Below are 23,496 nucleotides of genomic sequence, written 5' to 3'. Positions count from 1 at the left end.
GGCAGGGAGATCGGAACGATGCACTTACATGCGCTCGCCGGGCAATGCCGCGGCCTGGCACACCCAGTCGAGGAACTGCGCCTCATCCAACGCACCCTCCTGCTGGATGTGCAGGTAGCGCGTATCAGCACTCTTCGACGGCTCCGGCGGCACCGGCTTCAGCGCAGCGCCACGGAAGAACGCCACCTTGATGTAGCGGGTGAAGCAGTGGAAGCTGAGAAACCAGCCTTCGCCCGGCGCAACCGCATACATCGGCGAATTCCACTTCACTGCCTTGTGCACACCGGGTACAGCCTGTTCGATCAGCGCGTCCAGCTGTGCTCCGATCGGCCGCTTCCAGTCCGGCATCGCCGCGATATAGGCCTGCACCGGCGCATCGCCCTCGCCCTTGGCGATCTGCGGGTTGCCGCCTGACAACAGCGCGGGCGCGGTGGAAGGTGCGGTTCGCTTGGCAGGCATCGCACAGCACGTCCATCGGGATGAAACCGCAGCCTAGCGCGGCCTGTCCCCAACGGTCACGGCGCAGTGCGCCATCGGCTCAGTCCGCTTGCCGCGCCCGGAACTGCTGCCAGTCCGGCAGCTTGCGGTGGCGGCGCAGCGAGCGCATCAAGGCCGCCATCACCACGCCGAACAGCGCCCCGGCCACCAGGCCGGCCGCCAGCAGCAGGGCCAGCGGGCGTTCACTGCCCTGCCACAGCATCAGCCACATCAGCGCGGTCCAGAACAGCCCGAACAGCAGGCCCTGCACCAGCGCATTGGTGCCGAAGCCGGCCAGGATCGGCGGTGGCAGTGCGATGCCCATGCGCCACAGCACACGATGCAGCAGCGGTGCCGACTGCACGCGCGCCAGCCCTTTTCCGTCGAGGAAGCGCAGCGCCGACTGGATCACGGCGGGGTAGCGCGGGTTGATGTCGTTCATCACCTGATCGTGGCCGATGCGATACCGGAAACGCAAACGGCCACCCGAAGGTGGCCGTCGCGGCAACAACCGAAGTTGTTTATCAGGCCTTTTCGGCCAGACGGGCAGCCTTGGCGGCAGCAGCGGCAGCCAGGTCTTCCTTGATGCGGGCAGCCTTGCCTTCCAGGCCACGCAGGTAGTACAGCTTGCCGGCGCGGACCTTACCACGACGCTTCACTTCGACCGAGTCGATGATGGCGCTGTGGGTCTGGAAAACGCGCTCGACGCCGTAGCCGTGCGAGATCTTGCGGACGGTGAACGAGGAGTTCAGGCCGGCGTTCTTGGTGGCGATGACAACGCCTTCGTAGGCCTGCACGCGCTCGCGGCTGCCTTCCTTCACCTTCACGTTGACGACAACGGTGTCGCCCTGGCTGAACTTCGGCAGTTCACGGGTGATCTGGGCGGATTCGAATTCCGCGACGATGGACTTGTTCAGCTTGCTCATGGGTTACACCGATTCTTGTTCGGGTGGGCGTGTCGTATCGACAACGTAGGCTCATGCAGTCACCGGACTGTGCTGCACGTTTGTTTTGGGTACTGCGCGCGCCGGCCGGGGCCGACGGGAATTGGCCATGATAGCCGATAACGCCAGACCTGCGCTAGGGGCTGGCCTTGTGTTTCTGGGCCTGACGGGCCTGCTCCAGCAGCTTGCGGTCGGCCTTGCCCAGCGCCTGTTCATCCAACAGGTCCGGGCGCCGCTGGGCGGTACGGACCAGCGACTGCTGGCGGCGCCAGGCCGCGATGGCCGCGTGGTTGCCCGAGCGCAGCACGTCCGGCACGTCACCCAGCGGGTGCTGGGCCGGCTGGCTGTAATGCGGGCAGTCGAGCAGGCCGAGGTCGCCCTCGAAGCTGTCCTGCGCCGCCGATTCCGCGTCGTTCAGGGCACCGTCCTGCAGGCGGGCCACGGCGTCGATGATCACCGCCGCGCCCAGCTCGCCACCGGACAGCACGTAGTCGCCGAGGGAAATCTCCTCGTCGACATTGGCCTCCAGGAAACGCTCGTCGATGCCTTCGTAGCGGCCACAGAGCAGGACCATGCGCGGCAGCGCCGCCAGTTCCCGCACCTTGGCCTGGGTCAACGGCGCCCCCTGCGGGCTGAGATGGATCACCCGCGCCGGGGTCGGATCAGCATCACGGATCGCCTGCAGGCAGGCCTGCAGCGGCTCGATCAGCATCACCATGCCCGGGCCACCACCGAACGGGCGGTCGTCCACCCGGCGGTAGTTGCCTTCGGCGTAATCACGGGGATTCCAGCCATGCAGGCTGAACAGTCCCTTCTCCTGCGCGCGCCCGACCACGCCCAGTCCAGCGGACTGGGCGAGGAACTCGGGGAACAGGGTGATGACGTCGAAACGCATGCTCACACTCAGAACTCGGGATCCCAGTCGACCACGACCAGGTTGGCCTCGAAGTCGACCGACTTGACGAAGTCCGGCTGCACGAACGGAATCATCCGTTCGCGGTCACCACGGACCACCACCACGTCGTTGGCGCCGGTGCTGAACAGGTGCGAGACCTGGCCCAGGGCAACGCCCTCGGTGGTCTTCACGTCCAGGCCTTCCAGGTCCACCCAGTAATACTCGTCGGGCTTCGGCGGCGGCAATGCACTGCGGGCCACGTAGATCTCGGTGCCGTGCATCGCTTCAACGGTATCGCGGTCCTCGACGCCGGGGAAACGGGCGACCAGGTGCTTGCCGCTGTCGCGGCCGCGTACACCTTCAATCGTAGTTTCCACGCCGGACGGGCTGCGCACGATCCACGGCTGGTAACGGAAAATGGCGGAACGTGGCTCGGTCCAGGACTCGAGCTTGATCTCGCCGCGCACACCAAAAGCGCCGACAACCCTGCCCAGCAGGATGCGGCGCTCGATATCTTTCATCTGCTTCAACCAAGAGGGCCACGCCGAAGCGTGGCCCGTCAGGATCAGGCCGCAGCGGCCTGGGACTTGGTCGCTTCCTTGATCAGGTTGCGGACCTTGTCGGTCGGCTGGGCGCCGTTCTTGACCCAATGGTCAACGCGGGCCAGGTCCAGCTCGATGCGCTTCTCGGCGCCCTGGGCGACCGGGTTGTAGAAGCCAACGCGCTCGATGTTGCGGCCGTCGCGCGCGCTGCGCACGTCGGTGACGATGATGTGGTAGAACGGACGCTTCTTGGCGCCGCCGCGGGTCAGTCGAATCTTGACCATGGTGTTTTTCCTATTGCCCAGTCGCCAGGATGGCGAGGTAAGCGGGCGATTATAGCGGCAGAGCCCGGCCGAGCCAACCCCAAGGGTGGCCTACCTTCACGGTAGCGCCGGGCCATGCCCGGCGGGGGTTTTCACCCCAATCTGTCCCAAGCCACCGCCGCCAGCACTGCCCTGCCCTGTTCAGCCAGTGCCTGCGAACCCGGCAGGACATGCCCGTCGATGGCGTCCAGCGCCCATAGGCCGCTGGCGTTGCAGGCAAAAGCGGCCTTCACGCTATCCAGTTCAGCCAGTGCCAACGGCCGCGTCAGCTGTGCCCCCGGCCGATGCTGCTTCAACAACGTCTCGGCAGTACCGCGCAGGGCCGGCGCCTGTGGCCAAAGCAGGCGCTCACCATCGTGCATGGCCAGGTTCCAGGTGCTGCCTTCACTCATCTCGCCATCGGCGGTCACGAACAGCACATCGTCGAACCCTTCCGCCATCGCCGCACGGCGCTCGGCAAACAGGCCGAAGGTGCCGACGTGCTTGATCTGCGGCAGCTCGCGCTGCCACACCACGCTGCGCACCCGCTTCGGTGCGGTCAGCGCCACCGGCGCGGACACCGCCACCAGCACGTCCACCGGTACGGCCGCCAGCGGATTGCGGAAATCGAAGCGGCGCGAGTACACCGTCACCCGCAGCGAGGCATCGGCCAGGCCGGCCTGCTGCAGCGCCTGCGCCATCCAGCCCCGCACCTGCGCCGCGTCCAGTTCGCTGCCGAACAGTTCGCGCGTGGCCTGCGACAGCCGCGCCAGATGCAGGTCCAGTCCCTGCACGGCGTGACCGCGCACCTGCAGCGAGGTGAAGTGGCCATAGTTGACCAGCGCAGGCAGCAGATCCTCCACCTGCACCGGTTGGCCGTTGCAGGTCACGGTCATCGCAGCAGCGCCTGCGCCTGTTCCCACATGCCGCGCAATACGTCGGCGGCCGGCTGTGCCGGGGCCATCCACGCCGACTGCCCGGCCCAGGCCTGCATCGCCGCCAGACGATTTTCCTGCACGGCCTGCCTGCGCATCGGCGCGGTCAGGCCGCGCTGCACCGGGTACGGGCGTGGCGCCGGTGCGCCTTCCGCAGCGGCGGCGCGCACATAGGGGGTCGCCAGGCCACGGCCCAGGCGGCCGCTGAAGGCGCGGGTCGGCCAGGTATCTTCGGGTTCGCTGGCCGCCAATCCATCGGCCCACGCTGAAGCGATCGCCGCTTCGGGCGTTCGCAGGAAGGCGGTACCGATCTGCACAGCGCTGGCGCCCAGGGTGAGTGCGGCAGCAATGCCACGGCCGTCGGCGATACCGCCGGCGGCGATCACCGGAATCTGCAGGTGATCGGCCAGGCGTGGCAACAACGCAAACAGGCCAACCAGCTGGCGCTCGGCCATCGCCGGATCGAACGCGCCGCGATGGCCACCGGCTTCCACGCCCTGTGCCACCACCGCGTCGGCACCGGCGTCCTGTGCCGCACGCGCTTCGGACAAGGTGGTCGCACAGGCGATCCAGGCAATGCCGGCATCCTTCAACTGCTGTACATGGCGCGGCAGCAGCACGCCCATGATGGTCGAGGCCACCGCCGGGCGCGCCGCCAGCAGTGCGGCGAACTGTTCTTCGAAGTCGGCGGGCGTGGCATCGGCGGCGCTGGCCGGCACGTCCGGCCCCCACTGCGCGAGGAAGGCGCGGCTGGCGGCTTCAGCGGCGACATCACGGGTCGGTGCCGGGTCCGGCACCCACAGGTTCACCTGTGCGGGGCCGGTGGAGGTCGCGCGGAAGTCTTCCATCCAGTGACCGATATCAGCCGACGACGACAGCACCGCGCCCATCGCCCCCATGCTGCCGGCATTGGCCAGCGCAGCCGACAACGGCACCGGGCAGGCGCCGGCCATCGGGGCCAGCAGGATCGGAACGGATACGCCAAAGCGCCGGCAGAACGCGTCGACGCGGGAAGATACAGATACAGCGGAACTCTGCATGACGGCCCATCGTTTCGGACAGGCCCCCATGGTGCGCGCAGGACGGGGGTAGAGTCGAGCTTGCTCGACTGGACCACCAACAGCAGTCGAGCAAGCTCGACGCTACGCAGGCCGCGCCGACCACAGCGCGCGCCCACGCATCAACGCATCAACGGAACGGCATGCCGCGGCCGCCCATGGCGCCCATCATGCCCTTCATGCTGCGCAACATGCCCTTCATGCCGCCGCCGGCCATCTTGCTCATCATCTTTTCCATCTGCATGTACTGCTTCATCAGCTTGTTGACGTCGGCGGGGGTCACGCCCGAGCCCTTGGCGATGCGCGCGCGGCGCGAGCCGTTGAGCAGGTTCGGGTTGCGCCGTTCCTTCTTGGTCATCGAGCTGATGATGGCGATCATGCGCGGCACTTCCTTGCCCTGGCTGACCTGCTGCTTCAGATGGTCGGGGATGTTGCCCAGGCCCGGCAGCTTGTCCATCAGGCCGCCGATGCCGCCCATGTTCTGCATCTGCTCCAGCTGGTCACGCATGTCGTTCAGGTCGAACTTCTTGCCCTTGGCGACCTTCTCGGCCAGCTTGGCGGCCTTGTCCTTGTCGACCTGCTGCTCGACCTGCTCGACCAGCGACAGCACGTCGCCCATGTCGAGGATGCGGCTGGCGATACGATCCGGGTGGAATACGTCCAGGCCTTCCGGCTTCTCGCTGACACCGACGAACTTGATCGGCTTGCCGGTGATGTAGCGCACGCTCAGTGCGGCACCGCCACGGGCGTCACCGTCGGTCTTGGTCAGCACCACGCCGGTCAGCGGCAGGGCGTCGCCGAAGGCCTTGGCGGTGTTGGCCGCGTCCTGGCCGGTCATGGCGTCGACCACGAACAGGGTTTCGGCCGGATTCACCGCCGCGTGCAGGGCCTTGATCTCGGCCATCATTGCTTCGTCGATGGCCAGGCGGCCGGCGGTATCGACCAGCAGCACGTCGACGAACGACTTGCGTGCATCGTCGATGGCGGCGCGGACGATGGCTTCCGGCTTCTGGTCGGCGCTGGACGGGAAGAACAGCACGCCGACCTGCTCGGCCAGGGTCTTCAGCTGCTCGATCGCGGCCGGGCGGTAGACGTCGGCCGAGACCACCATCACCTTCTTCTTGCGCTTTTCCTTCAGGTGCTTGGCCAGCTTGCCCACCGTGGTGGTCTTGCCGGCGCCCTGCAGGCCCGCCATCAGGATGATGGCCGGAGCGGGCACATTGAGGTTCAGGTCGCTGGCTTCGGCGCCCATCACCGCGGTCAGCTCGTCGCGCACGACCTTGATCAGGGCCTGGCCCGGGGTCAGCGACTTCAGCACTTCCTGGCCGACCGCGCGCACCTTGATGCGCTCGATCAGGGCCTGCACCACCGGCAGCGCAACGTCGGCTTCGAGCAGCGCGATGCGGACCTCACGGGTGGCCTCGCGGATGTTCTCCTCGGTCAGGCGGCCGCGGCCACGCAGGCGCTCGATGGTGCCGGAAAGGCGCTGGGTCAGTGACTCGAACATGCGGCGCAACCTGTCTGAAAGCGGGGGACAATAAGGCAGACAGTATAACGGGTCCGCTCCCCTCCCCGGACTGCGACCACAGGGCCGTCGCCACCACCGCAGGGGTATGCGAAACTGCAACGATGTTAATCGTTCTCATCGCCGCCCTGCTCTACCTGGCCGCCAGCGCCCTGCTGGTGCGTGCGCTTGGCCGCGATGAAAGCACCGGCTCCCCCGCCTGGCTGTGGCCCGCCCTGCCGGCGATGCTGCTGCACGGCGGCTACCACGTGATGGTGGCGATGCGCACCAACGGCGGGCCGGACATGCACTTCTTCGCCGCGCTGTCGCTGGTCGGCCTGGGCATGGCCTGGCTGACCTCGCTGGTCGGCGCGCGCGGGCGCATGTCGGCACTGGGCGTGGTGGTGTTCCCGCTGGCCGCGGTACTGCTGCTGGCCTACCACGGCTACGGCCACGAACCGAGCAAGGTGCTGGGCTGGCGCCTGGCCAGCCACGCCTGGCTGGCGCTGCTGGCCTACGCCACGCTGAGCATCGCCGCACTGCTGGCGATCATGCTGTGGCTGCAGGAACGCGCCCTGCGCCGCCGCGAGTTCCGGCCGTGGCTGCGCGCCCTGCCGCCGCTGGCGGATCTGGAATCGCTGCTGTTCCGGGTGATCACCGTCGGTTTCGCCCTGCTGACCCTGACCCTGGTCACCGGCGTGCTGTTCGTCGACGACCTGCTGGCGCAGAAGCTGGTGCACAAGACCGTGCTGAGCGTGCTGTCGTGGATCGTGTTCGGCGTGCTGCTGATCGGCCGTCGCCGCTACGGCTGGCGCGGCATGAAGGCGGTGCACTGGACGCTGGCGGCAATGCTGTTGCTGCTGCTGGCCTTCTTCGGCAGCCAGTTCGTGATCGAACTGGTGTTCGGGCATTCGCGATAGCGGTGTGCCGGCCAACGGTCGGCACCCACCCGGGTAGTGCCGGCCGCTGGCCGGCAACAGGACCGCACCCTGCGTGGATGCCGCAGACGGTCAAGGCAGCGGCTGGGCCAGGATCTTCCGTACCGAGCGACCGCTGTTGGTGAGGATGTCATCCACCTGCCAGCAGCCCTGCCCCTGGCGCACCATCGGCAACCGGGTCACGTAGGCCTTCTTCCATACCGAATAGCGCATCTCGACCTGGCCGGACGTCGCCGAGACCTCTTTCCAGATGTAGCGCACCGGACTCTCGATGTCGCCATCCTGCGCATCCAGCCACGGGTCCGAATCGATGGTGCAGATGCCTTCCTCGCGCGTCTGGCAGGCGCGCTCGCCACGCAGGGCCTTGCCGAAGGCCGGGCTGACCAGCGCCGGCGGCGGTTCCAGCAGATCGCCATTGCCGGTGGTTGCCTCATAGAAGGCACGGGCGACAGCCACTGGTTCCTGGCAGGCCGGTGCGGCCTGCACGGCGGGGGCCAGCAGCAGCCCGGCGATCATGAACATCCCTGTCTTCCGCATGTATTTCTCCTTGAGGTAGTGCCGGCCGCTGGCCGGCAACACAGGATATCCCGGCGCTGCCGGCCAGCGGCCGGCACTACCCGATACCAGGCTTACAAGCCGTAACGCTCGATCACGTCCAGGTGCGGCTGGCGATCCTGGTCGCAGGCTTCGGCCAGCCGCAGCCAGCAATGCGGATGCTGCCACTTCGCGGTTTCCTGCTGCAGGAAGCGGTGCAGCGCCAGCGGTGCATGGTCCTGCGGCTGGGCGACGGTGAACAGCAGGCCCGGCAGCGTGCCCTCCTCCTCGTCCGGATCGGTCACGGTGTAGTCCGGGCGGCTGTGCGACCACACCTGCCAGCCCTGCGCCTCGGCCGCTGCGACAAAGGCATTCCACGCGTCTTCGCCCGGGTGCGCGCCGTCGATCAGCCAGCTGCGGGCGAAGCCGCCGCGCTCCAGGACATGCACCTGCGCATAGGTGGGGATGAAATGCTCGCGCGCTTCCTCCTCCTCCGGCGCCGGGTGCACCAGCGCAGCATCGAACACCACCCAGTCGCCCACCTGCTGGGCACGGTTGGCCGGTGCGTTCTCGACGATACGTGCGGTGACCGGGCCACTGCGGCGCGCGTAGTACTCCATCGGCTCGCCGTTCTCTTCGCTGCGGATGATCACCCAGCCCCACGGCTCCTCGACCACGCCGTCCTGGCTGGACAGCTCCATGCCGATCGCCGCCGCCGAGCGGCGCACCGCATCCCAGTCGCGTGCCGCGCTGGCCGCGCTCATGTGGTCCCAGTGTGCGGCGTTGGGTTCTTCCAGCAGCTCCACCAGCTGCGCATAGCAGGCCTGCGCCTCGCTGAAGCGACCGGTTTCCATGTACATCCGCGCCAGCGTACCGCGTGCGCCATGCGAGCCCGGCGAGGCCGCCAGCAGCGCCTGCGCGGCCTGCTCCAGTGCCGGCCAGTCGGACACGCGACGGGCGCGCTGCACCTCGCACCAGTGCGCGAACACCGGCACGCTGCCACGATAGAGATCAGCCAACTGGCGCAGGCCTGCATCGTCGCCCTGCTCGGTCAGCCAGCGCATCAGCGTGTAGGCGGCCGGGCCATCATCCTGCGCATGTGCGCGCACGAAGCGCCACAGCAATGCGCGCGCTTCCGTCTGCGCCCCACAGGCGCTCAGCGCGGAGGCAGCCATCTCGGCCAGCGCCTCGTCATCTGGCAGCTGCGCCTGTGCCTGCAGCAGCCACTGCGCCTCACGTTCGGGATCGCGCGACTGGTTCTGCTCTCCCTGCTCGTTCAGCCAAACCAGTAGTTCAGCGGCTGGCACCGGCAGCGGCGCCACATCCGGCAATGCATCGATGCGTGCCGCCAGGCCGGCCACCAGCGCAGCCGCACCCCGGTCCTGGCGCAGCTGTGCCAGATGGGTACGCGCCAGTTCCAGCTGGCGCAGCGCCACCCAGCGTGCGCCACGCTGCAGGGCCAGCTCCAGGCTCAGCGCAGCGACTTCGATCAGCAGGCGGTGCGAGCCAACCTCGGCAAAGTGTTCGATGATGGTGTTGAAGCGCGTACCCAGGTCCCAGGTATTGCGTGCGGGATCACGCCGGCACAGCGCTGCGGCGGTGTTCGCCCACAGCCGCCAGTAGGTAGGCGTCAGCTCGCTCCACGGCACCAGCTGCTGCAAGGCCTCTTCGTCGCGGTCCAGCTGGGCCAGCGCCCACGCCTTGGACAGGCGGCGCGGCACCGTGCAGTTGGCCGGCTCGTACTCGCCGGACGCGGCCACTTCGGCCTCGCGCTTCTCGATCAGCAGCAGCGCTTCTTCGGCGCGGCCCATGCCCAGCAGGATCTTGATCTGCATCTCCGGGAAGCTGTCGAACACTTCCTTGCCGCAGGCCTCGATCGCATCCGACTGCACCTGCAGGTAATCCAGTGCCTCCTGGCCGCGGCCATCATCAAGCAGTGCATCGGCCTTCTCGCAGCTCAGGCACTGGAAGCAGGCCCAGCTCGGGTCAATGCGGCCCAGCGTCTCGTCGCACACCTCGATGCGCTCCGGCACCCAGCCGGGGCCATCGATGTTGCCGTAGCAGGCGGCAAGATCCTGGGTCACGCAGATCGACTGCGGGCATTCCAGGGTGTCCTCGCGATGCGCACGCTCGAACAGCGCCACGGCTTCGCCCAGCGCGCTCTCGCCTTCGACGCGGTTGCCGACGCGGTTGCGCAGCGCCCAGTGGCCGACGTAGACGTCGACCCACGGGTTGTCCAGCGCCTTGCCCAGCGCTCGCGCTTCGGGCAGCAGCGCGTCAACGCGGTCGACACGCAGTTCGCTCACCTCGTCGGCGAGGCGGTTCAGCAGGTGCGCATTCTGCGCCTGGCCGGCCTGGCGCAGGTCACCCTGCAGTTTTTCGACCCAGTTCCAGATGTCCATGGGGTAAGTACTCCTGTCTAGCGAAGGCTGGATGAGAGGATGCGGTGCTCAGCGCAGCATCTGCTGCAGGGCACCGGCGATATCGGTGAAGGCGCCGTTGAGATCCGGGCCGGGCGTGGCGGTCGCGCGGGCCAGTGGACGGCCCTGCGCGGCGACGATGATCTTCAGTGAGCGCAGCAGGCGCGCTGCGGCTTCGGCCTGCGGGTGGCCCTCGCGCTGGGCGCGCAGCAGCGCCTGCACCGCGGGGTTGTCGAGGTTGAGGTACAGCCGCGATGGCGCACGCGATTCGATGCGCGCGGTGAACTGACGCGCCAGCCGCAGCGCCGCCATTGAAACGCGCTTGTCGTTCTCATCGTCTTCCAGGCGCTGCTTCAGCTCGGCTTCGCGGTCGGGCACCACCACCACCGGCAGCGACTCGGGACTGAAGCGTGCCGGCAGCAATTGTTCGCCGTCACCCAGCTGCTCGCGCAGCCATGCCAGCTGCGCCTCGTCGAGGCTGTCATCGCTGCGGAACAGCGCACGGTTGCCCTGTTCGGTGCCCAGTTCAACCAAGCGCAGGCCCTTGGCCTGGGCCCAGCGCCGCAGGAACGGCACTACTGCATAGCGATGACCATGCGCGACCGGCACGCCCATCGCACGGAACAGCATTTCCTCGAAGCCGCCACCGTTGTCGAGGATCACATGCACGGCACCGCGTGCGGGCAGCGCACTGGCAGGCAGATCGCCCTGCGAGGTCGGCACGCGCACGTGCTCCAGCAACAGGTCGAACAGGCGGTCATCGCACAGCGCCGCGCCCAGCAGCGCCTCGTTGTGGCGGCTCAATACACGTCGCCACGCTTCCGGCTGCTGCCGCGCGACGTCGGCCAGGCCATCAATCAGCGCCTCCAGCAACGCATGCTGCACGGCGCGGTACTGGTCATCGCGCTGCAGGTCTTCGCGGCTGGCGGTGGGCGTGAGCCGCGAGGATTCGATCACCCCGCCGATGAAGCCCGCCCACGGCGGCAGCAGGTCACGCGCATCGTCGTCCAGCAGCATGCCGCGCACGAACACCGACAGGTTGCGGTTGTCACTGGTGCCGTAGGTGGCACCGTCCTGCACCCACAGCAGGCCGGTGGCATCACTGCTGCCATCAGCGCGCAACGGCACGGTGACGATCGGCTCGAAATCATGTTCGAAACGCGCCGCGAACTGCAGCGCCTGGCGGCGCGCCTGCACCGGATGCAGGGCCACATCGCTCTGGCCGCGCCACGGCGGCGGCTCGGGGTTGAGCGCCTCGCCTGCAGCACCGATGAAGATCGGCTCGGACAGCAGCGCGCAGTAGCGACCCAGCACTTCGTGCAGGCGCGCCTCGTTGGCCAGCGGCAGGAAGTCCGGATGCAGCTCCAGTTCCACCTCGGTGCCGACCGCGCGTGCCGGCACTTCGCTGACGGTGTACTGCTCGGCGTTGCTGGACACGTACAGATGGCCCAGTTCCGGCGTCTGGTACGAGGTGGTGCGCACGCTGACCCGGCGCGCCAGCACGAAGGCCGACAGGAAGCCGAGGCCGAACATGCCGATCAGGCCCTCATCGTCCTCGCCACCCTGGCGCAGGCCGCGGGTGTAGCCGACGCCGACGGTCGCCAGGTAGTCATGGATCTCCTGGCGGGTCAGGCCGGCGCCGGTATCGATGATGCGCAGCACGCCGGCAGCGGCATCGACCTGCACCGAGATGCGCGATGGCACTTCGATGCCGGGCTGTTCGATGCGGCGGCGGATGATCGAGTCGTGCGCGTTCTGCACCAGCTCACGCAGTGCCACCACCGGGGTGGAATAGAGGTGCTTGCCCAGCACCGTCATCAGTCCATTGAGATCGACCCCGGCGCGACGGATTTCGGCGTTGGGGGCGGTGAGCGCGGTGTCCTGCATGTAATCGTTTACTCCTGGGCACGGAAAGACGCCAGAGGGCGCCTTCGTCGAGCGGGAAAAACTAGCACAGGGAGGCTGACCGTTACCGTGTCGGCCGCCGTATTCCACGTGCGCGGTGGTGACGCCGGGCCATGCCCGGCGCGATCACGCCGCGTCGATAGCCTCGGACAGGCGCTCCACCGCGATCACTTCCATGCCCTTCACCGAGCCGCCCTTGGGCGCATTGGCCTTGGGCACGATGGCGCGCTTGAAACCATGGGTGGCGGCCTCGCGCAGGCGGTCTTCGCCATTGGGCACCGGGCGGATCTCGCCGGACAGGCCAACCTCGCCAAACGCAATCGTCTTTTCCGCCAGCGGCCGGTCCTGCAGCGAGGACAGCACCGCCAGCAGCACCGGCAGGTCGGCAGCGGTCTCCTGCACGCGAATGCCACCGACCACGTTGACGAACACGTCCTGGTCGCCGACCAGCACGCCGCCGTGGCGATGCAGCACCGCCAGCAGCATGGCCAGGCGGTTCTGCTCCAGGCCGACTGCGACACGGCGCGGGTTCGACAGCGGCGAGGCATCCACCAGCGCCTGCACTTCAACCAGCAGCGGCCGGGTACCCTCGCGCGTGACCATCACGCAGCTGCCCGGTTGGTGGGTGCTGCCGCCGGACAGGAAGATCGCCGACGGATTGGAGACTTCCTTCAGGCCCTTGTCGCCCATCGCGAACACGCCCAGCTCGTTGACCGCACCGAAGCGGTTCTTGAACGCGCGCAGCAGGCGGAAGCGGCTGCCACTCTCGCCTTCGAAGTACAGCACCGCATCGACCATGTGTTCGAGCACGCGCGGGCCGGCGATACCGCCCTCCTTGGTCACGTGGCCGACCAGGAACACGGCGGTGCCGGTCTCCTTGGCGAAACGCACCAGCCGCGCCGCGCTCTCGCGCACCTGGCTGACCGAGCCGGGCGCGGCGGTCAGGCTCTCGGTCCACAGGGTCTGTACGGAGTCGGCCACGATCAGCCGCGGGCCGGCCTTGGACGCATGCTGCAGGATCGACTCGACGCCGGTCTCGGCCAGCGCGTTGACACCATCCAGCGGCAATTCCAGCCGGTGTGCGCGGCCGGCCACCTGGGCCAGCGACTCCTCGCCGGTGACGTACAGCACCGGCAGCTCGGCCGCCATCTTCGCCACCGCCTGCAGCAGCAGGGTCGACTTGCCGATGCCCGGGTCGCCACCAACCAGTACCACCGCGCCCTCGACCAGGCCACCGCCCAGCACGCGATCGAACTCGCCGATGCCGGTCGAGACACGGCGATGCTCGGTCTGCTCCACGTCCTTCAGGGCGGTGATCTTCGGCGGGTCGATCTTGCCGGCCCAGCCGGCCCGGCGCGACGCGGGTGCCTTGGCCGCCGCCGCGCTCTCCAGCACGATTTCCGACAGCGAGTTCCAGGCGTTGCACTCGGTGCACTGGCCCTGCCACTTGCTGAATTCGGCGCCGCATTCATTGCAGACGTAGGCGGTGCGGGCTTTTGCCATCGGATGATTTCCAGCAACGGGAACAGGCGTGGCAGGATAGCCGAGCCGGGTCGCAGGTGCTGCGACCGCTCAAGTCCCGCCCACCCGCGCCGATAGCTGTCGCGGGCGTGCGCCTTGCGGGCGCCCCTCCCTCCCCCTCTGGATTCAACATGACTGGCAGTTACAGTCAGAGCCTGGTCGCCATCTCCCTGCTGGTGGCCATTCTTGCTTCGTACACGGCGCTGGACATGGCCGGCCGCCTGGCCACGGCCGAGGGCCGCGTGGCCCGCTGGTGGCTGGCCGGCGGCGCGGCGGCGATGGGCCTGGGTATCTGGTCGATGCATTTCATCGGCATGCTGGCCTTCGACCTGCCGATCCCGGTCGGCTACGACCTCGGCATCACCCTGTATTCGCTTGCAGTGTCGATCGGCGCTTCGGCCTATGCGCTGTGGCTGGTGTCACGACCCAGCCTGCCGTGGCGACGGTTGCTGGCCGGCGCCGTGCTGATGGGCCTGGGCATTGCCACCATGCACTACCTCGGCATGGCCGCGATGCGCATGCAGCCAGGTATCGACTATCACCCGGGCTGGTTCGCCGCCTCCATTGCAGTAGCCATCGGTGCCGCCGGCGCCGCGCTGTGGATCGCCTTCCGCCTGCGTACCGAGCAGCGCCACACCATGCGCCTGCGCGCACTGGCCTCGCTGGTGATGGGCCTGGCCATCGTCGGCATGCATTACACCGGCATGGCCGCCGCACGCTTCCCCGAAGGCAGCATCTGCGGCGCGGTCGGCAGCGGCGGCATCGACACGCGCTGGCTGGCAGTGCTGGTGATCGTCACCACCGTGGCCACGCTGGGCATCGCCCTGGTCGCCTCGCTGTTCGATCGGCAGATGCGCGTGCGTACCGGGTTGCTGGCCGATTCACTGGCACACGCCAACGACAAGCTGATCCAGGCCGCCCTGCATGACCCGCTGACCCAGCTGCCCAACCGCATGCTGCTGCAGGACCGCATCGAGCAGGCCATCGAAAAAGCGCGCCGCCGCGGCCGCGCAGTGGCGGTGATGTTCTGCGACCTGGACGGCTTCAAGGCGGTCAACGATGCCTACGGCCACCAATTGGGCGACCGCCTGCTGGTGGCGGTGGCACAGCGCATCGGCGGCCTGCTGCGGCCGCAGGACACGTTCGCGCGCCTCGGCGGCGACGAGTTCGTGATCGTGCTGGCCATCGACACCCCGGACGATGCGGTGGTGGTGGCCGAACGCATCATCGCCGCCGCCGGCGAACCATTCACCCTGGATGCCGCCGAACTGCAGGTCAGCGCCAGTCTCGGCATCGCCCTGTACCCGGATGACGCCAGCAACGAGCGCGAACTGATGGCGCACGCCGACGCGGCGATGTACCACACCAAGGAAACCGGCCGGAACGGCTATACCTTCTTCACCCCGTCGATGCAGCTCAGCGCCAACCGCCAGCTGCGCCTGCTGCAGGACCTGCGCAAGGCGATCGCGCGTGACGAGCTGCTGCTGCACTACCAGCCGAAGTTCCCGGCCGCTGGCGCACCAGCTACCGGCGCCGAGGCCCTGCTGCGCTGGCAGCACCCGGAACTGGGCCTGCTGGCGCCGGATGTGTTCATTCCCATCGCCGAGCGCAGTGGCCTGATCCTGCCGATCGGTGACTGGGTACTGGACCGTGCCTGTGCACAGCTGCGTGCATGGCACGAGGCCGGGCATACCGGATGGTCGATGGCGGTGAACCTGTCGCCGCTGCAGTTCGCCTCGCCGGCGCTGCTGGACAGCGTGCGCGAGGTGCTGCGGCGGCACCGGATCGAGCCGGCACGGCTGACCCTGGAGATCACCGAGACCACGGCGATGAAGGATGTCGACGCCAGCCTGGCGATCCTCAACGACCTGACGGCGATGGGCGTGCATATCGCCATCGACGATTTCGGCACCGGCTACTCCAGCCTGCTGTACCTGAAGCGGATGCCGGCCACCGAACTGAAGATCGACCGCGCGTTCGTGCATGACCTGGAACGCAACGACGAAGACGCCGCCATCGTGTCGTCGATCATTGCGCTGGGACGCACCCTGCAGCTGCAGGTGGTGGCCGAAGGCGTGGAGACGCAGGCGCAGCGCGAATACCTGAGCGAACTGGGCTGCGACCAGCTGCAGGGCTATCACCTGGGCCGGCCTATGGATGCCGAAGAGTTCCTGCGCCGGGTGGCGGGGTAGAGCCGGCCGCCGGCCGGCTTCCCGCGATTGCCGGCCAGCGGCCGGCACTACCCATATCCGCAGACAAACAAAAAGGCCGCCCGAAGGCGGCCTTTCTGCGTGGCAACGTCGCGTGGACGTCAGTGCATCATGTGCACGTTCATGTTGTGCATGACCCACAGGGTACCGACCACGATGATGCCGATCACCACCACGGTGAAGGCCGCAGCGTTGACGTTCCAGCGGCTTTCCGAAGAGCGGTCCAGGTGCAGGAAGAACACCAGGTGGACCAGCATCTGCAGCACCGCGGTGATCGCGATCACCACACCGTTGACAGTGCGCGAGAAGTCGCCCGACATCACCATCCAGAACGGGATGACGGTCAGCACCACCGCCAGCACGAAGCCGATCAGGTACGACTTCACGGTGCCATGGCTTTCGCCGCCGGTGCCGTGGTCGTGTGCATGGTTGTCATGTGCCATTACAGGGCTCCATTGAGGTAGACGACGGAGAACACGCCGATCCAGATCAGGTCCAGGAAGTGCCAGAACAGGCTCAGGCACGCCATGCGGGTCTTGTTGGTCGGGGTCAGGCCGTACTTCTTCAGCTGCACGAACATCACCAGCAGCCACAGCAGGCCGGCGCTGACGTGCAGGCCGTGGGTACCGACCAGGGCGAAGAACGCCGACAGGAAGGCACTGCGGTCCGGACCATAGCCCTGATGGATCAGGTGCTGGAACTCCCACACTTCCATGCACATGAAGCCGAAGCCCAGCAGCCAGGTGATGCCCAGCCACAGGTACATCTGGCCCATCTGCTTGCGGTGCATGGCAATCATGCCCAGGCCGAAGGTCAGCGAGGAGGTCAGCAGCAGCGCGGTTTCCCATGCAACGAACGGCAGTTCGAACAGGTCCTTCGCGGTCGGGCCACCATCGGTACCGCCGGCCAGCACCACGTAGGTGGCGAACAGCGAGGCGAAGATGAGGCAGTCGCTCATCAGGTACACCCAGAAACCGAAGACGGTGTTGCCGCCGGTGTCGTGGTGCTCGTGGTCGTCATGGCCATGGGCCGCCGCTTGCGCGGCGTGCCCGTGGCTCAGGGTCGAGGTATTGGTGCTCATGCCTTCAGCTCCGACTTCACCAGGCCCTGGTTTTCCAGGTGCTTGCGGTGTTCGTTCTCGATGCGTTCCACCTCGGCGGCCGGGACCCAGTAGTCCACGTCCTGGTCGAAGGTGCGGTAGATGAACGTGGCGATCATGCCGACGAAGCCGACGATGGCCAGCCACCAGATGTGCCAGATCATCGCGAAGCCGAACACCAGGCTGAAGGCACCGATGACAACGCCCGTGCCGGTGTTGCGCGGCATGTGGATGTCGGTGTACTTGGCCGGCTTCGGCCAGGCTTCACCACGCTGCTTGCGCTCCCAGAAATCGTCCAGCTCGGTGACTTCCGGCAGGCTGCCGAAGTTGTAGAAGGCCGGCGGCGAAGAGGTTTCCCACTCCAGCGTACGGGCATCCCACGGGTCGCCGGTCAGGTCGGCGGTCTTCTTGCGGTCGCGGATCGACACGGCCACCTGGATGATCTGGCACAGGATGCCGGCACCCACGATGAAGGCACCTGCGGCAGCGACCAGCAGCAGCGGCTCGTAGGCCGGGTTGACGGTGCTCTGCAGACGACGGGTCATGCCCATGAAGCCCAGCACGTACATCGGCATGAAGGTCACGTAGAAGCCGATGAACCAGCACCAGAACGCGCACTTGCCCCAGAACTCATTGAGGCGGAAGCCGAACATCTTCGGCCACCAGTAGGTGATGCCGGCGAACATGCCGAACACCACGCCACCGATGATGACGTTGTGGAAGTGGGCGATCAGGAACAGGCTGTTGTGCAGCACGAAGTCGATGGCCGGGATCGCCAGCATCACGCCGGTCATGCCGCCGATGGTGAAGGTGACCATGAAGCCGATGGTCCACAGCACGGGCGTGGTGAACTGCACGCGACCGCGGAACATGGTGAACAGCCAGTTGAAGATCTTCACGCCGGTCGGGATCGAGATGATCATCGTCGTGATGCCGAAGAAGGCATTGACGTTGGCACCCGAGCCCATGGTGAAGAAGTGGTGCAGCCACACGATGAACGACAGCACGCCGATGCAGGCGGTGGCGTAGACCATGCCCTTGTAGCCGAACAGCGCCTTGCGCGAGAAGGTCGCGATGACTTCGGAGAACACACCGAACGCCGGCAGGACCAGGATGTACACCTCCGGGTGACCCCAGATCCAGATCAGGTTGATGTACAGCATGGCGTTGCCGCCACCGTCATTGGTGAAGAAGTGCGTACCCAGGTAACGGTCCAGGGTCAGCAGAACCAGGGTGATGGTCAGCACCGGGAAGGCAGCGACGATCAGCACGTTGGTCACCAGGGCGGTCCAGGTGAACACCGGCATCTGCATCAGCTTCATGCTGGGGGTTCGCATCTTCAGGATGGTGATGAAGAAGTTGATACCGCTCAGCGTGGTACCCAGGCCTGCGACCTGTAGACCCCAGATGTAGTAGTCCATGCCGACGCTTGGACTGTATTCGATGCCTGACAACGGCGGGAACGCCAGCCAGCCGGTGGCAGCGAACTCACCGATCCACAGCGACAGCATGATCAGCACCGCACCGGAAACGAACAGCCAGAAGCTGAGCGAGTTGACGAACGGGAACGCGACGTCGCGCGCACCGATCTGCAGCGGCACGGCCAGGTTCATCAGGCCGGTGATCAGCGGCATCGCCACGAAGAAGATCATGATCACGCCGTGGGCGGTGAAGATCTGGTCGTAGTGGTGCGGCGGCAGGTAACCCTCGGACCCGCCGACGGCGAGCGCCTGCTGGGTACGCATCATGATGGCGTCGGAGAAACCGCGCAGCAGCATGACGAAGGCGACGATGAGGTACATCACGCCGATCTTCTTGTGATCCACCGAGGTGAACCACTCCTTCCACAGATAGCCCCACAGCTTGAACTTGGTGATCAGGGCCATGACGCCCAGGCCACCCAGCACCGCGCCGACCAGGGTGGTCAGCACGATCGGATCGTGGGGGATCGACTCAATTGAGAGTTTACCCAACATGTTCATTCTCCCGAGCCCGCATGGCCGGCGTGGCCTGCGTGTTCGTGTTCGTTGGCATCCAGGTTTTCACCCGATTCCTTGGAATCATGCGCGTCACTGGGGGCATGGCCCTCGTGCGCTTCATGGCTGGCGGCATCGGCAGCGGCGGCACCGGCGTGTTCGTGCTTCATGCCGTAATGCTTGTTGTCGCCCATGTGCTTGGCGATGACCCAGTCGAACAGGCCTTCTTCGGTCTTGCCGAAGTAGGTGACCGGATACCACTCGGCGTTGCGTGCTTCACCCAGCGCCTTGAACGAGGCCTTGTCCAGGGTCTGCTCGCCGGCGCGGACCTGGTCCAGCCACTGGCGGTATTCGGCATCGGTGACCGAGTAGGCGGTGAAGTGCATCTTGGCGAAGCCCGCGCCGCTGTAGTGCGAGGACATGCCCGGGAATTCACCGGTCTCGTTGGCGATCAGATGGAGCTTGGTCTCCATCGCAGCCATCGAGTAGATCATGCTGCCCAGGTGCGGGATGAAGAACGCATTCATCACCGAATCGGACGTGATCTTGAAGTTCAGCGGCGTGTTGACCGGGAACTTGATTTCGTTGACGACCGCCACCTTCTCTTCCGGATAGATGAACAGCCACTTCCAGTCCAGCGAGATCGCCTCGATGGTGACCGGCTTGACGTCCGAATCCAGCGGCTTGTACGGGTCCAGTGCGTGCGACGAACGCCAGGTCAGGACCGCCAGCACCAGCACGATCATGCAGGGAATGGACCACACCACCACCTCGATCGCCGTCGAGTGGGACCACTTCGGCTCGTAGCGGGCCTTGGTGTTGGAGGCGCGATACTTCCACGCGAAGGTCAGGGTCATGATGATGACCGGGATGACGACCAGCAGCATGAGCACGGTGGCCGTGATCAGCAGGGTCTTCTCATCCTGGCCGATCTGGCCCTTCGGACTGAGGATGGCCACCGCATCGCAGCCGGTGAGCATCACCAGCAACGACAGCAGCAGGCCCGGGCGCAACCAGCGCCCAAGGGTTTTCAACGGAATCATCGGTCGATCCAATTGCGAGGGAATGCCGTTCCCCGTCCTGCCTGTTCCGGCCAAAGCCGGTCCCACCTGTCCGGAAGACAGGCAGGGAGGTGGGGTCGAGTCAGCCTTTCAATTTTAGGCCGTCACCCACCATTTAAGAAAGGCATTGACAATGATCGAGCGCAGGAAAGGCCCGTTTCTGGCTGCGACACGTTGTCGCACCGCGCAACCGCGGCGGGCAGAACACCCGGGGGCGGCATCCTGGCATCGGGCGATGGCGGCTGCTCCGTCCGTGTTCGGCAAAGTCGCCTGAACATGTTCAGGCATGCCCGCGCGGGCAATGCATGGGATGCTCGGTGCCGGAGGAGCCCCATGGACAAGATCGATTTCAAGAAGCGCGATCGCGCGTTGTACCAGCCCCCGGGGGGCCGGTTCGTGACAGTGGACGTACCGCCCCTGCCCTACGTGATGGTCGACGGCCACGGTGATCCGAATATCGCCCCCGCCTACCTGCAGTCCGTGCAGTGGCTGTACGCGGTGAGCTATGCACTGAAGTTCGCGCTGAAGTCCGGGGGCCAGGACTACGTGGTGCCACCGCTGGAAGCCCTGTGGACCGCCGAGGATCCGTCGAGCTTTGTGGCTCGCCGCAAGGATGAGTGGAGGTGGACGGTGATGATCCGCACGCCGGACGGGATCAGTCCAGCGCAGTTGGAGGCTGCCATCGCCAAGTCGGCGAAGAAACTGGGCGAGGTCCCGGCCAGCCTTCGCCATGAAATTCTTGAAGAAGGCCTCTGCCTGCAGACCCTGCATGTAGGCGCTTACGATGACGAGGGTCCGGCCCTGGCCCATCTGCACAACGAACTGATGCCTTCGCTGGGCTACGCCTTCGCCGGCCCCCATCATGAGATCTACCTGAGCGACCCGCGCAGGATCGACGCGGCGCGGTTGAAGACCGTGCTTCGGCAGCCGGTGCGGCCGATTGAACCTGATTGAGGTTCGCGCTCATGACACAAGGAATGCCATGCGCCTGATCAGCCGACTGCTGCACTGGACCACCCTGCCCGCCGGGCGCCGGCTATTGGCCACGCTTGGGGCTGCGCTGGTGATCGTGCTGGCCTGCAATCCGGCGCTGTCGCCGTTGCTGCCGGTGGTGGATGCGCTTGGGCTGGACGTGCTGATGCTGTTGCTGGGTGCGCAGGTGGTGGCGGTACTGCCTTGGGTGCGGGAGCGAGCCGCGCGCGGGACCAGAGTGCTCGCACGCCTGCTGATCGGCGCATCGGCGGGAGCAGCAGGTGGCTATCTCCGGCAGCTCGCGTGGTGGCTGGCACGAGGCGCAGGGATGACGAGGCGTTGATGAAGGCTTGCAGCCTTCGGTGAGGTGGTAATCCAATGATCACCGGCGGGCGCAAACAAAAAGGCCCCGACCAAGGCCGGGGCTTTTCATTACAACTGGTGCCGGAAACAGGAGTCGAACCTGCGACCTACGCATTACGAATGCGCCGCTCTACCAACTGAGCTATTCCGGCGGAGCTAGTCATTCTAGTAGGTGCCCGGCACTTTGGTCAATTGCCGGATTGCAAGGCCATGGGGATCTACTGCCCCTCAAGACTTCTGCGGCGATCGAGCCGAACGCCGGCAACGCTCCCGAACCCGCAAGCCGAACAAGCATCGACCGCGCACTGCACAAGGCGCTCCAATGGACATCAGCGTTGACCTTCAAAGGACACGCCCTCGTGAATCACCACTGGGTCCTCCCTTTCCAAGGGGACGACCGGATCTGCAACGCTGACGCCACGCATGACGCCAAACCACGGAGCGATGGGATCATTCGTCGGATGAAACACGGCCCTCAGGCGCACAGTTTTGTACCACTTGCCATTCAACCGAGACAGATCTCCCTCAAGAGCGACGGCGTTGACTACTACATCATTGAGATATGACTGCTCATTCTGAAATTACTTACAAAAGTTGGTGGCCGCGACAAATTAGAAAGGGCCGGTGCATGCACCGGCCTTATCTGGGTTCTACCCCGATATCACGGACGGTTCTAAAAGAGCTGCAACCTTCTGATCCTGCCTGGCGACCCTTCGCCGCATCCTTGGGTTGTGGCGTCGCTCGATGTAGTCAAACACATCCGCTCTTGCTGCATCCAGTGTCGGGTAGCTCGTTCGATAGACTCGCTCACGCTTGAGCAGCCCAAAAAAGCCTTCGCAGGCGGCGTTGTCGCCGCAATGTCCAACGGCGCTCATTGAGCAGATCAGCCCGTTAGCCGCGAGATATCCTTGGTAGTCACCGCTGCGGAACTGACTGCCACGATCCGAATGCAGGATCACCTCATCGCTGCCTTGACGCTGCCAGACCGCCATCTGCACCGCCCGGATCACCATCTGGCGATCCTGTCGATCGTGCATTGACCAGCCCACAATGCGCTGGTCGTAAAGATCCAGCACGATGCACAGATACAGCTTGCCCTGCTGGGTCTTGATCTCGGTGATGTCCGTGACCCACTTGGTTTCCGGCTCCAGCGCGAGAAAATCGCGTTCAAGCAGGTTGACCACGCCCGGCGGCGTTACGGACGGGCTGCCACGCTTCCCGCGACGCTTCCGCCGGGGCCAGCCCTGCAGGCCGTCGGCCGCCATCAGGCGCGCGACCCGGTTCAGGCTGGCGATCTCGCCTTCCTCAGCCAAGTCTTCGCGCATGCGGCCAGCTCCCAGAGTACCCCGGCTGTCTTCATGCAGTTCGCGCATCCTTACCACCAGGCGCTCATTGTCGACCTGCCGGGCGCTCGCAGGGCGCTTACTCCACTCGTAGTAGCCGCTGGCCGATACCTTCAGGCACCGGCACATCAGCCGGATCGGAAACTCATCGCGGCAACGTTCGATCACCTGATACCTCAGGATGATCCCTTTGCAAAGAACGTCGCCGCTTCTCGCAAAAAATCCCGTTCCTTCTTCACCCGCGCCAATTCACGCTTGAGTCGAGCCAACTCTTCGTCCCGTGGCGTTCCGGCGCCGCCGAAAGCGGCCGCTTCTGGATTCTGCGCCTCGCGCTTCCAGCGGGTTAGCAGGCTGTCGCGAATTCCCAGCTCCCGGGCCACCTGGGCGCAGCTGATGCCGGGCTGGCTCGCCTGCTCAACCGCACCGCGCTTGAACTCGGCACTGAACTTCCTACGCTTTGACATGAACACTCCTCATGGCCTGAATCGGCCTTCTTG

At 66.1% G+C, this 23,496-nt stretch carries 22 protein-coding genes and 1 tRNA gene; 4 read left to right on the top strand and 19 right to left on the bottom strand.

Annotation, left to right across the window (positions count from 1 at the left end; genetic code table 11):
- Nucleotides 1-24: 24 nt before the first annotated feature.
- The 9 genes from ACZK5G_RS06410 to ffh form a co-directional block, all read right to left on the bottom strand.
- Complete coding sequence (locus tag ACZK5G_RS06410) at nucleotides 25-459, bottom strand: DUF1801 domain-containing protein (protein WP_478465706.1); 435 nt, start codon at nucleotides 457-459, stop codon at nucleotides 25-27.
- Nucleotides 460-538: 79 nt separating this feature from the next.
- Nucleotides 539-919, bottom strand: coding sequence for a DUF6404 family protein (locus ACZK5G_RS06405; protein WP_125894521.1), 381 nt, complete (start codon nucleotides 917-919; stop codon nucleotides 539-541).
- Nucleotides 920-1,001: 82 nt separating this feature from the next.
- Complete coding sequence (gene rplS, locus ACZK5G_RS06400) at nucleotides 1,002-1,403, bottom strand: 50S ribosomal protein L19 (RefSeq protein ID WP_005408597.1); 402 nt, start codon at nucleotides 1,401-1,403, stop codon at nucleotides 1,002-1,004.
- Between the two features lie 154 nt (nucleotides 1,404-1,557).
- Complete coding sequence (trmD, locus tag ACZK5G_RS06395) at nucleotides 1,558-2,316, bottom strand: tRNA (guanosine(37)-N1)-methyltransferase TrmD (protein WP_049462346.1); 759 nt, start codon at nucleotides 2,314-2,316, stop codon at nucleotides 1,558-1,560.
- Nucleotides 2,317-2,324: 8 nt separating this feature from the next.
- The gene (gene rimM, locus ACZK5G_RS06390; RefSeq protein WP_010483256.1) at nucleotides 2,325-2,837 is read right to left on the bottom strand and encodes a ribosome maturation factor RimM; all 513 of its coding nucleotides are present in this window, start codon (nucleotides 2,835-2,837) and stop codon (nucleotides 2,325-2,327) included.
- Between the two features lie 44 nt (nucleotides 2,838-2,881).
- Nucleotides 2,882-3,142 (bottom strand): 30S ribosomal protein S16, encoded by a 261-nt coding sequence (rpsP, locus tag ACZK5G_RS06385; protein ID WP_005415733.1) that lies wholly within the window; start codon nucleotides 3,140-3,142, stop codon nucleotides 2,882-2,884.
- Between the two features lie 131 nt (nucleotides 3,143-3,273).
- Nucleotides 3,274-4,056, bottom strand: coding sequence for an aminotransferase class IV family protein (locus ACZK5G_RS06380; protein WP_478465704.1), 783 nt, complete (start codon nucleotides 4,054-4,056; stop codon nucleotides 3,274-3,276).
- Nucleotides 4,053-5,135, bottom strand: coding sequence for an NAD(P)H-dependent flavin oxidoreductase (locus ACZK5G_RS06375; protein WP_478465702.1), 1,083 nt, complete (start codon nucleotides 5,133-5,135; stop codon nucleotides 4,053-4,055). The genes ACZK5G_RS06380 and ACZK5G_RS06375 overlap by 4 nt, the downstream gene beginning before the upstream one ends.
- Before the next feature lie 148 nt (nucleotides 5,136-5,283).
- Nucleotides 5,284-6,660, bottom strand: a complete 1,377-nt coding sequence (gene ffh / locus ACZK5G_RS06370; protein WP_005408591.1) for a signal recognition particle protein — start codon at nucleotides 6,658-6,660, stop codon at nucleotides 5,284-5,286.
- A 122-nt stretch (nucleotides 6,661-6,782) separates the two neighbouring features.
- Here ffh and ACZK5G_RS06365 point away from each other — a divergent pair, with 122 nt between their 5' ends.
- A complete protein-coding gene (locus tag ACZK5G_RS06365; protein WP_032127560.1) occupies nucleotides 6,783-7,577 on the top strand; it encodes a cytochrome C assembly family protein in 795 nt (264 codons plus the stop codon).
- A 90-nt stretch (nucleotides 7,578-7,667) separates the two neighbouring features.
- Here the strand turns inward: ACZK5G_RS06365 and ACZK5G_RS06360 are convergent, their stop codons facing one another.
- From ACZK5G_RS06360 to radA, 4 genes are all read right to left on the bottom strand, one after another.
- Entirely contained in the window at nucleotides 7,668-8,132 is a 465-nt protein-coding gene (locus ACZK5G_RS06360) for a YqhG/Tai3 family protein (RefSeq protein WP_125894531.1), read from the bottom strand.
- 92 nt (nucleotides 8,133-8,224) lie between these two features.
- Nucleotides 8,225-10,531, bottom strand: a complete 2,307-nt coding sequence (locus tag ACZK5G_RS06355; RefSeq protein ID WP_478465700.1) for a tetratricopeptide repeat protein — start codon at nucleotides 10,529-10,531, stop codon at nucleotides 8,225-8,227.
- A gap of 48 nt (nucleotides 10,532-10,579) precedes the next feature.
- A complete protein-coding gene (locus ACZK5G_RS06350; RefSeq protein ID WP_329893048.1) occupies nucleotides 10,580-12,436 on the bottom strand; it encodes an ATP-binding protein in 1,857 nt (618 codons plus the stop codon).
- A gap of 144 nt (nucleotides 12,437-12,580) precedes the next feature.
- The gene (gene radA, locus ACZK5G_RS06345; RefSeq protein ID WP_014646395.1) at nucleotides 12,581-13,957 is read right to left on the bottom strand and encodes a DNA repair protein RadA; all 1,377 of its coding nucleotides are present in this window, start codon (nucleotides 13,955-13,957) and stop codon (nucleotides 12,581-12,583) included.
- Between the two features lie 149 nt (nucleotides 13,958-14,106).
- Here radA and ACZK5G_RS06340 point away from each other — a divergent pair, with 149 nt between their 5' ends.
- Nucleotides 14,107-16,167: a putative bifunctional diguanylate cyclase/phosphodiesterase gene (locus tag ACZK5G_RS06340; RefSeq protein WP_478465698.1), complete on the top strand. Its 2,061-nt coding sequence runs from the start codon at nucleotides 14,107-14,109 to the stop codon at nucleotides 16,165-16,167.
- 119 nt (nucleotides 16,168-16,286) lie between these two features.
- Here the strand turns inward: ACZK5G_RS06340 and cyoD are convergent, their stop codons facing one another.
- Genes cyoD through cyoA form a run of 4 tightly spaced genes read right to left on the bottom strand, consistent with a single transcriptional unit; the run spans nucleotide 16,287 to nucleotide 20,303 of the window.
- A complete protein-coding gene (gene cyoD / locus ACZK5G_RS06335) occupies nucleotides 16,287-16,628 on the bottom strand; it encodes a cytochrome o ubiquinol oxidase subunit IV (RefSeq protein ID WP_005408584.1) in 342 nt (113 codons plus the stop codon).
- Nucleotides 16,628-17,266, bottom strand: coding sequence for a cytochrome o ubiquinol oxidase subunit III (gene cyoC, locus ACZK5G_RS06330; protein WP_012510428.1), 639 nt, complete (start codon nucleotides 17,264-17,266; stop codon nucleotides 16,628-16,630). Before cyoC ends, cyoD begins: the two co-directional genes overlap by 1 nt.
- The gene (cyoB, locus tag ACZK5G_RS06325) at nucleotides 17,263-19,260 is read right to left on the bottom strand and encodes a cytochrome o ubiquinol oxidase subunit I (protein WP_049462341.1); all 1,998 of its coding nucleotides are present in this window, start codon (nucleotides 19,258-19,260) and stop codon (nucleotides 17,263-17,265) included. The genes cyoC and cyoB overlap by 4 nt, the downstream gene beginning before the upstream one ends.
- Nucleotides 19,261-19,262: 2 nt before the next feature.
- Entirely contained in the window at nucleotides 19,263-20,303 is a 1,041-nt protein-coding gene (gene cyoA / locus ACZK5G_RS06320; protein WP_032127566.1) for a ubiquinol oxidase subunit II, read from the bottom strand.
- Nucleotides 20,304-20,654: 351 nt separating this feature from the next.
- Here cyoA and ACZK5G_RS06315 point away from each other — a divergent pair, with 351 nt between their 5' ends.
- Nucleotides 20,655-21,275: a GyrI-like domain-containing protein gene (locus tag ACZK5G_RS06315; protein WP_478465696.1), complete on the top strand. Its 621-nt coding sequence runs from the start codon at nucleotides 20,655-20,657 to the stop codon at nucleotides 21,273-21,275.
- Between the two features lie 28 nt (nucleotides 21,276-21,303).
- On the top strand, nucleotides 21,304-21,636 hold the full coding sequence (locus tag ACZK5G_RS06310; protein ID WP_049398952.1) for a hypothetical protein: 333 nt from the start codon (nucleotides 21,304-21,306) through the stop codon (nucleotides 21,634-21,636).
- A 96-nt stretch (nucleotides 21,637-21,732) separates the two neighbouring features.
- Here ACZK5G_RS06310 and ACZK5G_RS06305 read toward each other — a convergent pair.
- Nucleotides 21,733-21,808 (bottom strand) — tRNA-Thr (locus ACZK5G_RS06305).
- A gap of 498 nt (nucleotides 21,809-22,306) precedes the next feature.
- Nucleotides 22,307-23,463, bottom strand: a protein-coding gene (locus ACZK5G_RS06300) for an IS3 family transposase (protein WP_430369994.1) whose coding sequence is annotated in 2 segments (ribosomal slippage) — nucleotides 22,307-23,223 and nucleotides 23,223-23,463 — 1,158 coding nt in all. Because the reading frame shifts where the segments join, the coding sequence is not laid out codon by codon here.
- Between the last annotated feature and the right edge of the window lie 33 nt (nucleotides 23,464-23,496).

The organism is Stenotrophomonas sp. 62841_Sma (genome assembly GCF_056482945.1).
Note: the sequence above shows the minus strand (reverse complement) of the source record. Positions and strands in the feature narration are given on the sequence as shown.

Excerpts from the sequence above, each read along its gene's own strand:
- ACZK5G_RS06405 (WP_125894521.1), bottom strand. The coding sequence starts at position 919 with ATGAACGACATCAACCCGCGCTACCCCGCCGTGATCCAGTCGGCGCTG.
- ACZK5G_RS06375 (WP_478465702.1), bottom strand. The coding sequence starts at position 5,135 with ATGCAGAGTTCCGCTGTATCTGTATCTTCCCGCGTCGACGCGTTCTGC.
- cyoD (WP_005408584.1), bottom strand. The coding sequence starts at position 16,628 with ATGGCACATGACAACCATGCACACGACCACGGCACCGGCGGCGAAAGC.
- ACZK5G_RS06410 (WP_478465706.1), bottom strand. The coding sequence starts at position 459 with ATGCCTGCCAAGCGAACCGCACCTTCCACCGCGCCCGCGCTGTTGTCA.
- rimM (WP_010483256.1), bottom strand. The coding sequence starts at position 2,837 with ATGAAAGATATCGAGCGCCGCATCCTGCTGGGCAGGGTTGTCGGCGCT.
- ACZK5G_RS06340 (WP_478465698.1), top strand. The coding sequence starts at position 14,107 with ATGACTGGCAGTTACAGTCAGAGCCTGGTCGCCATCTCCCTGCTGGTG.
- cyoC (WP_012510428.1), bottom strand. The coding sequence starts at position 17,266 with ATGAGCACCAATACCTCGACCCTGAGCCACGGGCACGCCGCGCAAGCG.
- ACZK5G_RS06355 (WP_478465700.1), bottom strand. The coding sequence starts at position 10,531 with ATGGACATCTGGAACTGGGTCGAAAAACTGCAGGGTGACCTGCGCCAG.
- ACZK5G_RS06380 (WP_478465704.1), bottom strand. The coding sequence starts at position 4,056 with ATGACCGTGACCTGCAACGGCCAACCGGTGCAGGTGGAGGATCTGCTG.
- cyoB (WP_049462341.1), bottom strand. The coding sequence starts at position 19,260 with ATGTTGGGTAAACTCTCAATTGAGTCGATCCCCCACGATCCGATCGTG.
- ACZK5G_RS06365 (WP_032127560.1), top strand. The coding sequence starts at position 6,783 with ATGTTAATCGTTCTCATCGCCGCCCTGCTCTACCTGGCCGCCAGCGCC.
- cyoA (WP_032127566.1), bottom strand. The coding sequence starts at position 20,303 with ATGATTCCGTTGAAAACCCTTGGGCGCTGGTTGCGCCCGGGCCTGCTG.
- ACZK5G_RS06350 (WP_329893048.1), bottom strand. The coding sequence starts at position 12,436 with ATGCAGGACACCGCGCTCACCGCCCCCAACGCCGAAATCCGTCGCGCC.
- rpsP (WP_005415733.1), bottom strand. The coding sequence starts at position 3,142 with ATGGTCAAGATTCGACTGACCCGCGGCGGCGCCAAGAAGCGTCCGTTC.
- ffh (WP_005408591.1), bottom strand. The coding sequence starts at position 6,660 with ATGTTCGAGTCACTGACCCAGCGCCTTTCCGGCACCATCGAGCGCCTG.
- rplS (WP_005408597.1), bottom strand. The coding sequence starts at position 1,403 with ATGAGCAAGCTGAACAAGTCCATCGTCGCGGAATTCGAATCCGCCCAG.
- ACZK5G_RS06360 (WP_125894531.1), bottom strand. The coding sequence starts at position 8,132 with ATGCGGAAGACAGGGATGTTCATGATCGCCGGGCTGCTGCTGGCCCCC.
- ACZK5G_RS06310 (WP_049398952.1), top strand. The coding sequence starts at position 21,304 with ATGCGCCTGATCAGCCGACTGCTGCACTGGACCACCCTGCCCGCCGGG.
- ACZK5G_RS06315 (WP_478465696.1), top strand. The coding sequence starts at position 20,655 with ATGGACAAGATCGATTTCAAGAAGCGCGATCGCGCGTTGTACCAGCCC.
- trmD (WP_049462346.1), bottom strand. The coding sequence starts at position 2,316 with ATGCGTTTCGACGTCATCACCCTGTTCCCCGAGTTCCTCGCCCAGTCC.
- radA (WP_014646395.1), bottom strand. The coding sequence starts at position 13,957 with ATGGCAAAAGCCCGCACCGCCTACGTCTGCAATGAATGCGGCGCCGAA.